Annotated in this window: 10 protein-coding genes; 3 read left to right on the forward strand and 7 right to left on the reverse strand. The window is 43.3% G+C overall.

Annotation, left to right across the window (positions count from 1 at the left end):
* From KKA81_03390 to KKA81_03400, 3 genes are all read right to left on the reverse strand, one after another.
* Positions 1-351 (reverse strand): energy transducer TonB (locus KKA81_03390; GenBank protein ID MBU2649954.1); only part of this gene is annotated, 351 nt, incomplete at its 3' end.
* Positions 348-761, reverse strand: a complete 414-nt coding sequence (locus KKA81_03395; GenBank protein ID MBU2649955.1) for a biopolymer transporter ExbD — start codon at positions 759-761, stop codon at positions 348-350. The genes KKA81_03395 and KKA81_03390, both read right to left, overlap by 4 nt.
* A 14-nt stretch (positions 762-775) precedes the next feature.
* Positions 776-1,465, reverse strand: coding sequence for a MotA/TolQ/ExbB proton channel family protein (locus KKA81_03400; GenBank protein ID MBU2649956.1), 690 nt, complete (start codon positions 1,463-1,465; stop codon positions 776-778).
* A gap of 269 nt (positions 1,466-1,734) precedes the next feature.
* On the opposite strand from KKA81_03400, the gene nhaD reads away from it, so the two are divergent.
* Positions 1,735-3,492, forward strand: coding sequence for a sodium:proton antiporter NhaD (gene nhaD / locus KKA81_03405; protein ID MBU2649957.1), 1,758 nt, complete (start codon positions 1,735-1,737; stop codon positions 3,490-3,492).
* 43 nt (positions 3,493-3,535) lie between these two features.
* Here nhaD and KKA81_03410 read toward each other — a convergent pair whose 3' ends face one another.
* From KKA81_03410 to KKA81_03425, 4 genes are all read right to left on the reverse strand, one after another.
* Entirely contained in the window at positions 3,536-4,591 is a 1,056-nt protein-coding gene (locus KKA81_03410) for an anhydro-N-acetylmuramic acid kinase (protein MBU2649958.1), read from the reverse strand.
* 12 nt (positions 4,592-4,603) lie between these two features.
* Positions 4,604-5,887 (reverse strand): UDP-N-acetylmuramoyl-tripeptide--D-alanyl-D-alanine ligase, encoded by a 1,284-nt coding sequence (locus tag KKA81_03415; protein ID MBU2649959.1) that lies wholly within the window; start codon positions 5,885-5,887, stop codon positions 4,604-4,606.
* A 70-nt stretch (positions 5,888-5,957) separates the two neighbouring features.
* Positions 5,958-7,445, reverse strand: a complete 1,488-nt coding sequence (locus tag KKA81_03420) for an SUMF1/EgtB/PvdO family nonheme iron enzyme (protein MBU2649960.1) — start codon at positions 7,443-7,445, stop codon at positions 5,958-5,960.
* 32 nt (positions 7,446-7,477) lie between these two features.
* A complete protein-coding gene (locus KKA81_03425; GenBank protein MBU2649961.1) occupies positions 7,478-8,491 on the reverse strand; it encodes a type IX secretion system membrane protein PorP/SprF in 1,014 nt (337 codons plus the stop codon).
* Positions 8,492-8,724: 233 nt separating this feature from the next.
* Between KKA81_03425 and porU (KKA81_03430) the strand changes: the two genes are divergently transcribed.
* Together porU (KKA81_03430) and porU (KKA81_03435) are read left to right on the forward strand one after the other, a co-directional pair.
* On the forward strand, positions 8,725-12,561 hold the full coding sequence (porU, locus tag KKA81_03430) for a type IX secretion system sortase PorU (protein ID MBU2649962.1): 3,837 nt from the start codon (positions 8,725-8,727) through the stop codon (positions 12,559-12,561).
* A 127-nt stretch (positions 12,562-12,688) separates the two neighbouring features.
* A partial coding sequence (gene porU / locus KKA81_03435) for a type IX secretion system sortase PorU (GenBank protein ID MBU2649963.1) occupies positions 12,689-14,613 on the forward strand: 1,925 nt, incomplete at its 3' end.

Below are 14,613 nucleotides of genomic sequence, written 5' to 3' on the forward strand. Positions count from 1 at the left end.
CTCCTGCTCTACCGGCTTCTGTTCTTCCGGTTTTTTTTCCTTCGGTTTCTCCTCTTCAACAATAGCAGGGGCTTCTTCGACTTCCTGTGTAATAACCTCTTCTTTTACAACTTCTTCCTGAGGTTCTGCCGGTTGTGGCCTGGGGGGAGGAGGGGTGCTGGGCGCAGGAGACTCCTCCTGGATATTGCCCATGCCAACATCGCTGCTGCCCAGATTAACTTCTACTCCTTCCTCTCCCGGTAGGGGAAGTGGAGTGGAAAGTCCCAGGAAAATCAATGCAACCAGGATGGCAATATGAAAAATTATACTGCCGGCAATGGCTTTGATCTTATTTCGTTTTTCCCTGGTCATTTTTTCGGACTGGTAGCAAGGATTACTTTATGACGTGTATTATACTTATTATTGATGTTGTTTACCGCATCTATGACATTAACCACATACTGGACAGGAACGCTTTTATCTGCTCTCAGTACAACCGATCCTTCGATTTGTCCGGCCAGAACCTGATCTATGATCCCCTGAAGTTGAAGCTCCGACACCCTTTGTTCTTCAACATAATAACGGTAATTATCGTCGATATATACCGTGAGGGTTTGTTTGGCCATGGTCTTGCTCGTACTCTGAGGAAGCAGAAGTTTGATGGCATTGGGTGCAACCAATGTGGAAGTAAGCATGAAGAAGATGAGCAGGAGAAATACCAGATCCGACATGGATGCAGTGCTGAATTCTGCACTTCGCTTATTTCTTGTTTGTATTGCCATGGGTGGTATTTTTATCAGGCAGCCGGTTCATTTAATAAATCCATGAATTCAGTGGAACGGGCTTCCAATATATACACTACTTTTTCAATCCTGGATACCAATATATTATAGCAAACATAAGCCAGAATACCCACAATCAAACCTCCTACCGTGGTTACCATAGCCTGGTAAATCCCACTGGATAGTAATGCTACATCGATATTGTTACCTGCCATCGACATGTCGTAAAAAGCAATGATCATGCCAATCACAGTTCCCAGAAAGCCGAGCATAGGTGCTGCCCCCGCAATGGTTGCCAAACCGGCTACATTCTTCTCCAGCCTCGATATTTCCAGTTTACCGACATTTTCAATGGCTGCAGTAATATCATTCAATGGCCGGCCAATCCGCGACAATCCTTTTTCTATCATTCTGGCAATGGGGGTATCGGTACTTTTGCAAAGAGCAACCGCTGAATCAATACGCCCGTTATGAATGAAATCACGGATATTATTCATGAAATTTTTGTTTTCCCTGGAGGCTCTGCTGATGGTAAAATACCGCTCGAGAAATACATATATAGCAATAATGGATAATACACCCAATATTGCCATGATCCACCCGCCTTTGAGCACCAGTTCATAAACAGAGAGGGTAATTTCAGTCGGATCTTCCCCGGCGCCGGTAAGCGCTGCATTTACTTGCAGTAATATTCCTGTTTCCATGAAGATTTTATTTTGCTCTAAAATTATTGATGTTTCAGGATGCCCGTAATCCCTTTATGTTTATTTTTTAAACAATACAGTGTTAATTAAACTCAGGAAACCGGTTTTTATTACATTCGGTGAAGTTCAAGTTTTTTATGTTCCATTACACAGCATCAGTTTAAAATATGATATAGATCAACTTTATATAAATTTCAGATGTGGAAAATAAAGAAGCTTAAAATCTTTTTTACTTTTGCAGCCAATTATTCACCCCAAAATACGAGCTTATGTTTTATGTAATGATTGGGATTTTTATTGTCGGGTATGTATTGATTGCCCTGGAACATCCCATTAAGGTTAACAAATCCGCCACAGCCCTGCTGTTGGGTGTTGTTTTATGGACGAGCATGGTCATTGCCGGTGAGTCTATCCTGATCAATCCAACCGAATTCAAGCATTACCTTGAAGGTATCGCAGGAGGAGATTTCCTGGGATGGTTGGTACACAAAGAGCTTTTACATCATCTCGGGGAAATTTCCGAGATCCTGTTTTTTCTGCTGGGAGCAATGACCATAGTCGAGCTGGTTGACTCATATCAGGGCTTTGGCATTATTACCGACAAAATACAAACTACAAAACGGGCAAAACTGCTTTGGGTTACTTCTATTCTTACTTTCTTCATGTCTGCAGTTCTCGATAACCTGACTACCTCAATTGTAATGGTAGCCTTGTTGAGAAAACTGATCGCCGACAAAAAAGACCGTTGGTTTTTTGCAGGAATGGTAATTGTTGCGGCCAATGCCGGTGGAGCCTGGTCACCCATAGGGGACGTGACTACCATTATGCTATGGATTGCCGGTAAAGTAACTACCTTGAATATTATCAAAATGACAATACTTCCCAGTATTGTCTCTTTGGTGGTTCCACTGCTCATACTCTCTCTGACATTGAAAGGAACGGTTAAAAGGCCTGCACAATCGCAGAAAAGCCATCATGGGCTGGATATACCAAAAATTCAAAGCAATGCAATATTCTTTATTGGGGTGGGTGGCCTGCTCTTTGTCCCGGTTTTCAAGAGCTATACTCATCTTCCTCCCTATCTGGGCATGCTGTTTTCGCTGGGTGTGTTATGGACCATCACCGAAATTCTGAACCGGAATAATCATCATAACGAAAATTCAAGGTATCTGACCGTGGCCGGTGTGTTGAGAAAGGTTGATGTTCCCAGCGTACTCTTCTTCCTGGGTATATTGCTCGCAGTTGCCGGGCTCGCAACAGCAGGTCACCTTGAGTTGCTGGCTGATACTCTGAGAACACACGTTGGAAATCTATACGTGATCAATATAATTATTGGTGTGCTATCCGCTGTAGTTGACAATGTACCATTGGTCGCCGGTGCTATGGGTATGTACAATTTTCCGCCGGATCACTATTTCTGGGAATTCCTGGCTTACTGTGCCGGTACAGGTGGTAGCATCCTAATCATCGGCTCGGCTGCAGGAGTCGCCGTTATGGGTATGGAAAAAATTGATTTTATATGGTACCTCAGAAAGATAAGCCTTCTTGCTTTGATTGGATACCTGGCTGGTGCCGGTGTGTACATCCTCCAGGAAGAGTCTGGTATCCTGCATAAAAAACACGTGGAAGCTGCCTATGTTGTAAATGTAAATGACAACAAGGATATCATCAATTATCTCACCGCACATGAGTTTTACCAAAAACCCGAAACAAGGGAGAGCCATGAGCCAATGGAAAGCCACCTGGATGGCAATTACATCCACTTTATTAAGTTTAATGATGAAGCAAACGGTGAAACTTACCTGGGATATAATTGTAAAACGATCACCGATGGCAATGAGATTTGGGATGGTAAGTTATTAAAAGGCAAGCTGGAAGTGAAGAAGATATCCGAAGGGGAAGTATTGCTGAATGTGCTTCAAAAAACATTCCGACTGGATGACCAGGGAAGGCTTTTTGAATTGCAGGATGCAGGAGAAGGGATGAAGCTCGAAGTTGAATGGGGTAAAAAAGTCTTTGAAGAATAAATGGTTGATAATGAAATGAAAGCCGGATTTTTTCCGGCTTTTTTTATCCGTATATACTTCCTGAACAACTATCCCCAACGGCTCCCGTAACCGAAGATAAAACGTTTATCTCTCCCCTCAGCCTTAATAATCCTAAGAAAGCAAAAACCATAGCTTCTTTGAACTCAACGATATTCTTATCCGGGATGACTATTTTAACCGGGCTGTGGCTTTGTATCCTTTCAATCAGGAAATTGTTGTATGCCCCGCCACCGGTGATAAGCATTGTTCCTTTTGTCTCGTATATACCGATTGCCTTCGAAATTTGAATGGCGATGTGTTCTGTTACAGTCTGCAAACGATTTGCAATTGAAATTTTCTTGTTCAGTAAAGGTATCATCTCTCTTTCTACCCATTCAATTCCCAGCGATTTGGGGGGATCCTGATGGAAGTAAGTCAAGGCGTTTAGAGATTCGAGTAAAACGGGATTCAGCTTTCCGGATCTGGCAGTTTCCCCCTTGTTGTCGTATGCAAGTCTTGCCTTTCCAGCCAAATAGTTTAATGCAATGTTGCAGGCGCAAATATCAAAGGCTATCCGTTTGTTATCACTTTCCAAAGAAATATTGGCAATTCCCCCAAGGTTCAGGCAATAATCGTACTCCCCAAAAAGATACCTGTCGCCGACAGGTACCAGGGGTGCTCCCTGACCTCTCCTCTCTACATCCTGTGAACGAAAATCACAAACCACTTTCAACCCTGTCTCTGACGATAACACAGCTCCATCTCCGATTTGCAGGGTTATCTGTTTCTCCGGTTGATGGAAGACCGTATGACCATGTGAAGCAATGAAATCAGGCTTCAATCTGTACTGCCGGATGAAATTATTGACATGGAAAGCAGCCATCCTCGCCCATGCCTCACTTAAATGAGACATCCGGAGTTCATTCAGATACCTCGCAAGGGATAAAATTTTTTGCCATTTTTCCGGATAAGGAACAGTAATTGCACATGGCAAGGTAAATGACCACTTTCCATCACGCTCACTGAACTCGCAATAGGCTATATCCAGCCCATCCATGGAGGTACCCGACATAATCCCGATGGCACGGTAAGGTTTCATGGTCTGCTTTGTTTACAATTCAGGTAATAAGGTTTCAAGTCCTATCTTTCTGGATCCTTTGATTAGAATTTCGGCATTTTGTAATGGGTGCTTTTGCAGCCATTCTTTGAGAACAACGGTATCCTGAAAAAACTGATAATCAAATTCACCGGTGAATCCCGTAAAGATATGGCCACAAAGTATTACCTTATTGAATTTCCCTTTAACCGAATCAAGAACCTTTCGATGTTCAGATTCCGACTCCTGGCCCAACTCAAGCATATCTCCCAATACAATTACTTTTTGCTTTGCTTTTCGCATGGAAAAGAAGTTTAATGCCTGTGCCATACTGCTGGGATTGGCATTGTAGGCATCCAGGAAAATAAGGTTATTATCAGTCTGAACAATTTGCGAACGGTTGTTTTCCGGGATATATCCTGCGATGGCATCTGCCGTATCCTTTGCATTAACATTAAAATACTGTCCTGTGCAAATGGCTGCCAATATATTCTGGAAATTGTAAATACCATATAAGCTTGTAGTGAAATGCAGTTCGCCTTCAGGAGAATCCCATTTTATTTGCAGGAAAGGATCTTCTGCCGCGATGACAGCATGAATATCAGCTTTACTTGATGTTCCGTAGGTCACACGCTGCTTGTCTTTACTCAGATCCATAAGCAGTTCATCGTCATTGTTTACAAAAAGAGTGCCGTGGGTTTCCGAGATGTAACGGAACAATTCCGATTTAGCCTTAATAACTCCTTCCTGGCTGCCAAATCCTTCGAGGTGGGCTTTACCAATATTTGTTATCAGTCCGTGAGTTGGCCTGGCAATTCTGCAAAGGAAATCAATCTCGCCGATGTGGTTGGCACCCATTTCCAGTACAGCTATTTCGGCATCCTGAGGAATGGATAATATGCTCAGGGGTACCCCGATATGATTATTCAGATTGCCTTTTGTTGAAGATACTTTATATTTTTTTTGCAGGACGCGTGTAATGAGTTCCTTTGTGGTGGTTTTGCCATTGGTGCCGGTAAGTGCAACAATCGGGACAGAAAGCCTCGAACGATAGTGAGAAGCCAGATCCTGAAGGGATTTCAGAACATCTTCAACCAGGATATACCTGTTGCTAACAGCATAGGCAGCATCGTCGATGACAGCAATAGCGGCTCCTTTTTCAATAGCATTTGGCGCAAAGCGGTTGCCATCATAGTTATCGCCACGAATGGCAAAAAAGATTTCCCCTCCTTTAATGGTTCGTGAATCGGTTGATATACTTCCTGAATTCAGGAAGGCATTTATTAGCGCTTCGGTCATCCTGTTAATTATACATACAAAACCCCATCCTGGAATACAGAATGGGGCTTTGCATAAGTTCTTTCATATCTTATTTACCGGGCAATGGACTACCAACGCGTGACATTGCGCAGCGGAATCCGATATAATCAGTCGACAGGTTTTCATCGAGGAATCTTCTGATGCTGGGACTCAGGAAGTATGCCGGATCTTTCCATGAACCTCCCTTGTAAACCCTTGCATGGTCACTGATAAGTGTAGTTACCCCGTATTCATACATTTCACTGGTGGTATTGGGTCCCTCATTCTGGCTTTTCCAGTCATTGGTAAGGATGGTACCTCCATCACCGTCTTTATAGTTAATATTGTTCGCTTTGTTGTAATTTCTTCTACCGGCAATCTCCTCTGTAGAAACTTCTTCGTAACGGATCCGTCCCAGGCTGTCTTTTTCAACCAGGAAGCCTTCGAAATCGCGGATAGGATTTTTAAAGATATTCCCACGATATGGGTTAAAATCGGCGAAATCTTCAAGACTGAGTGGACGGTATACGTCCATGGTCCATTCGCTGACATTGCCACCCATGTTATACAATCCATAATCATTGGGCCAGTAGGAGCCGATAGGAGCGGGGATGTCGGCTCCGTCGTTGAGGTTTCCGGCAACACCCATATAGTCGCCACGACCTCTTTTAAAGTTGGCTACAAAACTGCCGTAATATTTCCGGTCGTCGGTACGGGTATAGTTCCCGTTCCATGGATATCTTCTTCTTTCAACAACCCTTTCATACAAAGTGTTCCCGATAAGTCCGAGGGCGGCATATTCCCATTCGGCTTCGGTAGGAAGCCTGTATTTGGGGAAAATAATACCATCCTGAATACCTGCACGGCGTGTGCCGGTGCTGTTGGGATTCATGTTCTCAAGGGGTTTATTGACAAGCCCTTCGTATTGACCTGCCAGATATGCTTCAGTGTTAAAGTTATTTTCATTTTTCTGGTCCGGGTCAAAATCCAGGATGCCACTCTGGATCAGCATCATCTCATTTACCCTGTCGGTTCTCCAGGTGCAGTAATCCAGCGCCTGAACCCAGTTGACTCCAACAACGGGGTATTGATGGAATGCAGGATGGCGGAGATAGGTCTCTACCAATGGTTCGTTATAGGCGAGCCTGTTTCTCCATACCAGTGTATCGGGCAGGGCCTTATTGTGAACCTGCGGGTAATCGGCACCGTAAACCCTTTTTAACCAGTAAAGGTATTCAAGGTAATCGAGGTTGCTGACTTCCGTTTCGTCCAGATAAAATGAACCGATGGTAACTCTTCTTGGGAAATTATCCCAGTCGAACATCACGTCTTCCTGGGTGGCCCCCATCACAAAGGTACCTCCTTCGATGAAAATAAGTCCCGGACCGGTAGGTTGATCTGTAACATCAGACACTTCAAAACCACCGTAAGCCGGATCATTGTATTTCCAGTTGGTAGTTCTTGAGTACTCTTTTTTCTTGAAAAGAGAGCAGGATGACAAGATAGCAATGGCCACTACAAGAAGTGCGACATTGAAGAACCTGAAATGCTTAACCATTTTAATGTCTATTTTTTAGTGTGTGTTATTAACTAAAACCTGGGGCAATTTATTGCCCTGATACGTCTTCTTTTTTCAAGGCAATTAAATTGCCAGCCTACAGTAATTTCATGGGCCCCTCCGGTTACGCTTTTAAGCTTCGAAAGGGTGATATCATAACTGTATGCGAACTTGAATGCCCGGTATTCTATTCCTGCCATCGGAATAAATGCATCTGCGTTTTCAAAGTTATGCCTGAACCAGGCTCCCAGTATGAAAGGGTATTTGGTCGCATACATACCTATATTCAACTCATGGAATGCCCCTTGTTGCATGTACATAAAATTAGGAGAAATCGAAAAATTTCCGAATTCTTCATCATAAGGATCATTTCCTGCAAGATCGATCATAGCACCGCCGTGCACCGTATATTTCATTTCCAGTTTGCTTTCGGCATTGCTGTAAAATGAATTGCTGGGTTGTGTGAGGTGATGAACTGCTATGCCACCATATAAACTACCTTTGTAAGAGATAGCAATACCTGCCGAAAAATCAGGATAACTGATTGTATTGTTGTCAGGAGGAGTCTCCGGTATTCCGATGGCCGGATTATATCCCTGCTGGGGATCTATCTGCTCCCCGAATTCCAGCTCATTCCAGTTGAGGTTCATCTGAGCGTATGAGCCCTCCAGGGCCATGTTCATGAAAACATGGTTGCTTACCTGTAAACGAAACGAATACATGAGGTTGATCATGTATGTGTTCAGCAACCCGTCACCGGCACGGTCGGCCAGCACATTGACACCGATGCCCCCTGAAATTTTGTTAATATACTGATCGTATGATGCGCTGTATGTGACAAAACTGTTGGAAAGACTAGGCCACTGATTCCTGTAATTGAAATTCAGCCTGGGACAAATATTGCTCCCGGCCAACGCAGGATTCAGATATAAGGGATTGCCATAAAACTGGGAAAAATGTGGATCAGGCTGCGATTGCGCTGTTAAAACAACCGGAGACACCATTAAAATTCCAGTAAACAAAAATATGGCAATCTTTTTGCACATTTTACAAGCAGATATAGCCTTGGTACTCATATGGGCTACAATTATACGAAGATTTTTTTACCCGGTATACAATTTTTTAAATAAACTTCATATCAGCAATATTAGTATGTTCGTGACGTTTAAATCAGGCATTTATCATGTCTCTTTGCATGCTTTTATTGAATTGTTTTGAACATTTTTACCCGCTTGTTCCTTATTTGTTTTAGGATATGGCGATTAAAAACATCACCCAAATGAAGATAAAGACAGTTATTTCCCTTTTGGTTGTTATACCCGGATTAATGCAGGCACTTTATTCACAGCAGATCTACCCGGTTGAGATCGATTGGTCCGGAGTTCGCGAATTTACATTAACTGAAGAGAGCAAAGTATTTCAATTGTATTTCGATGGTGCTGTTTATCTTCCGGCTAACCCGGCAATTCCCGTTTTTGAGTCGGTTTATCCGGCAGGGCAGAGGGAAAATCAGCCGATTGTTACCCTGCGCAACGAGAAATATGAGACAATAAGCGACAATAACCTTTCACGTGTGGAAGGGTTGGAATCCATTTCTGAGTCCGTCATGCCTGCGGCATTTCTGGCCTTCGAAAGAAAAATACCTTTTTACACTGTTTCCTTTGTACCCCTGCGTAAAAATCCGTTGAACGGGAATATTGAAAAACTGGTTTCTTTTGATCTGGAAATCAGGCCCGGGCAAATTTCCGCCACTCCGGTTACATCAAAGAGTTATCGTTCCTCATCCGTTCTGTCGTCCGGGAACTGGTATAAAATTGCTGTAAATAAAACCGGTATTCATCAGCTTACATACAACGATTTGGCTTCCATGGGTATCCCTGTCGATAATATTGATCCTGCCAATCTCCGTGTTTATGGAAACGGGGGCGGAATGTTACCCGAGAACCTGAATGCTTTCCGCTATGATGACCTCATGGAAAACGCCATCTTCGTCTCAGGGGAGAACGATGGGGTATTCAACACCGGAGATTATATCCTGTTTTTCGGGGAGTCTCCCAATCAATGGTATTTTAACGGGTCAGAGGAAAGATTTCATCATGCGACTAACGCTTTTTCAGATTATACCTATTATTTTATTACGAGCGACCTGGGTCCCGGTAAGAGAATCCCTGCACAAGCATCCGTAACTGACCCTGCAACACATAATGTGAACAGTTTTACGGATTTTGCCTACTATGAAGAAGATGAACTGAACCTTGTTCGTACCGGCAGAACCTGGTACGATTCCCCTCCCTTTGATATCACTTTGTCTTATTCCTATGGATTTACTTTTCCCAACCTTGATGTCAGTCAACCGGTATATTTACGTTCTGCCGTTGCTGCACGCTCCTATTCCTCCAGCAGCTTTAAATATTTTTATAACGGATCACAGGTGATGACTGCCAATGTGTTGAGTATTAACAGTTCTCCTTATTCCGACTATGCGAAAGCAAAAATTGCCAACACAACTTTTAATGCAAGTGGACCTTCAATTAATCTTAGGGTGGACTATTCCCGTACCTCTACCGGTGCATCCGGCTGGATGGATTATTTAGAAATTAATGCCATTAGAAATCTTGTTTTTCCGGGAAGCCAGCTTTCCTTCAGGAATCAGTATGTGAACGGACCAGGTAATATTGCTGAGTATACTCTTGCCAATGCTAATGCCTCGGTGCGCATTTGGAATGTTACAGATCCTCTGAACATTACCAATATTATATCGACCCTCAGTGGTTCCAATGCAGTATTTCGACTTCCTGCCACTGAATTGATAGAGTTTATCGCTTTCGACGGGTCAGCCTATCATAAACCTATTTTTATAAAAAAAGTTGAAAACCAGAATCTTCATGGATTGCAAGGGTATGATATGATCATTGTAAGTCACCCTTCTTTCCTGGGTGAAGCCTACCGCCTTGCTGACCATCACATCAACCACGACGGGATGACGGTTTTTGTGGTTGAAAATGAAAAGGTCTATAATGAATTCTCCTCCGGGGCACCGGATGTTACTGCCATACGTGATTTCATGCGGATGCTGTATGATAATGCTGCCCCCGGATCAGAACCCGGCTATCTTCTGCTTTTTGGAGATGCCTCTTACGATTACAAAAACCGGATATCTGATAACACCAATATGGTTTTGACTTGGGTTGACCCTTTCTCTCTGAATATTATCAATTCCATTTCTACCGATGATTACTTCGGTTTTCTGGATGATACAGGAACACCTGTTAATTCGGGGCTATTAGATATTGGCATAGGAAGACTTCCTGTGGCTACCCAGGAACAGGCCCGGCAGGCTGTGGATAAGATCATTCATTATGCCGTTAACCAACCTGCAGTGATGGCATCCTGGAGGAATATCATTTGCTTTGTGGCGGATGATGAAGACGGTAATCAGCATATGGAAGACCACGCCGAAAGAATGGCGAAAAGGATAGATACTACTTACCGTACATACAATATTGATAAGATTTATGTGGATGCTTACCCTCAGGTTTCAACTCCCGGCGGACAACGTGCCCCGGATGTGAATACTGCCATTAACGACCGGATAGAAAAGGGTACCTTGATTATGAACTATACCGGTCATGGCGGTGAAGTCGGATGGGGCCACGAACGCATCCTGGAAATATCGGATATCAATTCCTGGACGAATTTCGACAAACTGGCGGTCTTCGTTACGGCAACCTGTGAGTTCAGCCGCTACGATGATCCTGAAAGGACATCTGCAGGGGAATTGGTTTTCCTGAATCCTGAAGGCGGATCCGTAGCCATGTTTACCACTGCAAGGGCAACTTACGGAAGTTCTAACTTTAACCTCAACTCAGCCCTATACGAATGTATTTTTGAAAAAAATACCGCCGGTAATTACCCTCGATTCGGAGACGTTATCAGGATGTCGAAAAATAAAAGCGGTAATGTTACCACAAATGACCTGAAATTCATTCTTCTCGGGGATCCTGCATTAAGACTGGCTTATGCTGAAAATAATGTTGTCACAACATCCATTATCCTGAACTCTACCAACCTGCCGGCAGATACACTCCGCGCCCTTAGCAAGGTCACCGTGAAAGGGGAGGTAAGGGATCCCAATGGCATCAAGCTGAATGATTACAACGGGATCTTGTACCCTACGGTTTATGATAAACCGGTAAAAATACAAACCCTGGCTTCTGATCCTTCCAGCTACAAGTATACTTTCCTAATCAGAAATTCTATCCTGTACAAAGGAAAAGCCAGCGTGAATAACGGAGACTTCAGTTTTACCTTTATCGTTCCCAAAGATATTGCCTATCAGTATGGCTTTGGTAAAATATCGTATTACGCAAGTAATACTTCAACGGATGCAGCCGGATATGACCAAAGTATTATTGTGGGCGGTTATGAAAGCGGAGGATCGGTAGATAATAACGGCCCGCTGGTAGACCTTTATATGAATGATGAGGGCTTTGTATTTGGAGGCATGACCGATGAAAATCCTCTTATGCTCGCTTTTGTTACCGATTCCAGCGGGGTTAATACTGTTGGTAACGGGATCGGACACGATATCGTGGCAGTCCTGGATAAAAACACGGAAAAGTCGATCAACCTTAACGATTACTATGAAGCCGACCTCGACAGCTATACCAGTGGATCTATTCGTTACCCATTTTCTTCCCTCGATGAAGGGAATCATACTCTTTCTTTGAAAGTATGGGATGTTTATAACAATTCCTCCGAAACATTTCTCGAGTTTGTTGTGGCAGAATCGGCCGAACTGGCTTTGGATCATGTACTGAACTACCCGAATCCTTTCACAACCCATACCGATTTTTATTTTGAGCATAACCGGCCCAACAGTATGCTTGAGGTTCTGTTGCAGGTATTTACAGTTTCAGGAAGATTGGTTTATACCTATAATGATATAATTACAACCGATGGGTTCCGGTCTGGTCCAATTCCCCCGCAAGGCTGGGATGGACGCGATGATTTCGGAGACAAACTTGCCAGGGGGGTTTATCTTTATAAGCTGAGCGTTCGCTCTATGGATGGCTCCTATGCTGATAAACTGGAGAAACTGGTTATTTTAAAGTAATTTAACAGGACTTTTGTGCAACCTGAATTTCCAGGTTGCTGTCTACTTAATCGATCAGGATGTTGGAAGGATGAAAGAAAGATTGGAAAACTGCGAAATAAAATACTTTTAACACGATGTTAAGCTTATGACAAAATCTATATACCTGAAACTAATAATTCCTTTATCACTGTTTTTCTTTCTGTGTATTTTTCTCCAGGAAGGGCAAGGGCAGCAAAGTCCTTGGATGGTCAAAGAGTTTACGGATCATTCGGTGCTTTCTTCCGGCAATTGGTACAAGATTTCTGTTGTAAATACCGGTGTGCATAAGCTGAGTTACGATGAGCTCCTTGCGATGGGTTTTGACCTGCAGGGCACAGATCCCCGTTATATTCAGCTTTATGGCAACGGTAACGGCATGGTTCCGGAAAGTAATGCCCAGGCTCGTTACGATGATCTTATGGAAAACGCCGTTGTTGTCGTGGGAGAAGAGGATGGTGTTTTCGATCCTCAGGATTATATTCTCTTTTACGGTTTGGGTCCGGAAATATGGAAATATAACTATTTCACCGGTTTGTTTGAACATCAGGTGAATTTCTACACGGAAGAAACATTTTATTTTCTTACAATTGGTCAGTCGCCCGGTCGGCGAATAATTGCCGATTCGCTGATCACACAGGATCCGGAGTATTTTATTCAGGAATTTACGGATTATGCCGTTCACGAAGAGGAAAACATCAATATTCTCAAATCGGGTAAATTATGGTGGGGAGAGCATTATAAGTCACAGCTGACGTATGAATATGCTTTTCATTTTCCCAATGTTATCAACCAGGAAAAAATTAGCCTCAGAACTAACGTGGCCGCCCGTTCTACTGAAAACAGCAACTTTGATTATTTCTATGAAGGATTGCCCCTGGTTACTGCCGAGGTTAGCAAGATCAACCTGAATTCAACCATCTACGCATGGTCTATCACACCCGATACAGCCAGTTTCTATCCCAACAGCGATAATGTTTCCATAACAGTTACGTATAATCCGACGAGTATCATTGCCGAGGGCTGGATGAATTATATTGAATTAAATGCCAGAAGGCAACTGAAAATGGCAGCGCCTCAGCAAAGTTTTCGTGATCACAGGATCTATGGTACAGGAAAAGTTGCCCAGTTCAGGATTCAGGATGCTCCTGCAGGATTAACCGTATGGGATGTGACGGATCGCTTTGCCGTAACACGTGTGAATGGTACTTATGAAGACGGCGATTATATTTTTAAAACCCATCTTGATGTACTCCGGGAATTTATTGCATTTGACGGTACTTCATTTCATTCTGCCTCTTTTATTGAAGAAGTGGAAAACCAAAATCTGCATGCAATGACTCCTGCAGAGTATATCATTGTCACCGCACCTGAGTTTTATGATCAGGCGGTAAGGCTGGGTCAATTGCATCAGCAGGTTGACGGATTGAGTTTTCTTATTGTCACACCTCAGCAGATCTATAATGAGTTTTCTTCAGGAGCGCAGGATATCAGCGCCATCCGTGATTTTTGCAGGATGCTTTACCAACGGGCCGAGCAAGGTAACCAACCAGGATATCTCCTTCTTTTCGGAGACGGATCCTACGATCCCAAATGCCGCGCTGTGCCCGATTGTAACCATATTCCAACTTTCCAATCGCTGGAATCACTGAAATTTGGCTATTCATTTGTGACAGAAGATTTTTTTGCTTTGTACGACAACGACGAGGGGAATAATGCCTATGGAAAAACCGTGGATCTTGGAGTTGGACGTTTCCCGGTCAATACATACGAAGAGGCCAGACAAGTAGTCGACAAGATCCAGCATTACCTGAACGGGCAAGCCAAAGTTACTGCTAACTGGAGAAACAGGATATGTTTCATCGCCGATGACGAAGACAACAATACACACTTCAAACAGGCCGAAAAGTTGCAAGCCATTATTGATACCGGTTATATAAATTATAATATTGATAAAATATACATAGATGCCTACCGGCAGATCAGCACCCCTTCAGGAAATCGTTATCCGGAAGTGAATGAGGCCATTACCAA

The organism is Bacteroidota bacterium, assembly GCA_018831055.1.
Taxonomy (GTDB): domain Bacteria; phylum Bacteroidota; class Bacteroidia; order Bacteroidales; family B18-G4; genus M55B132.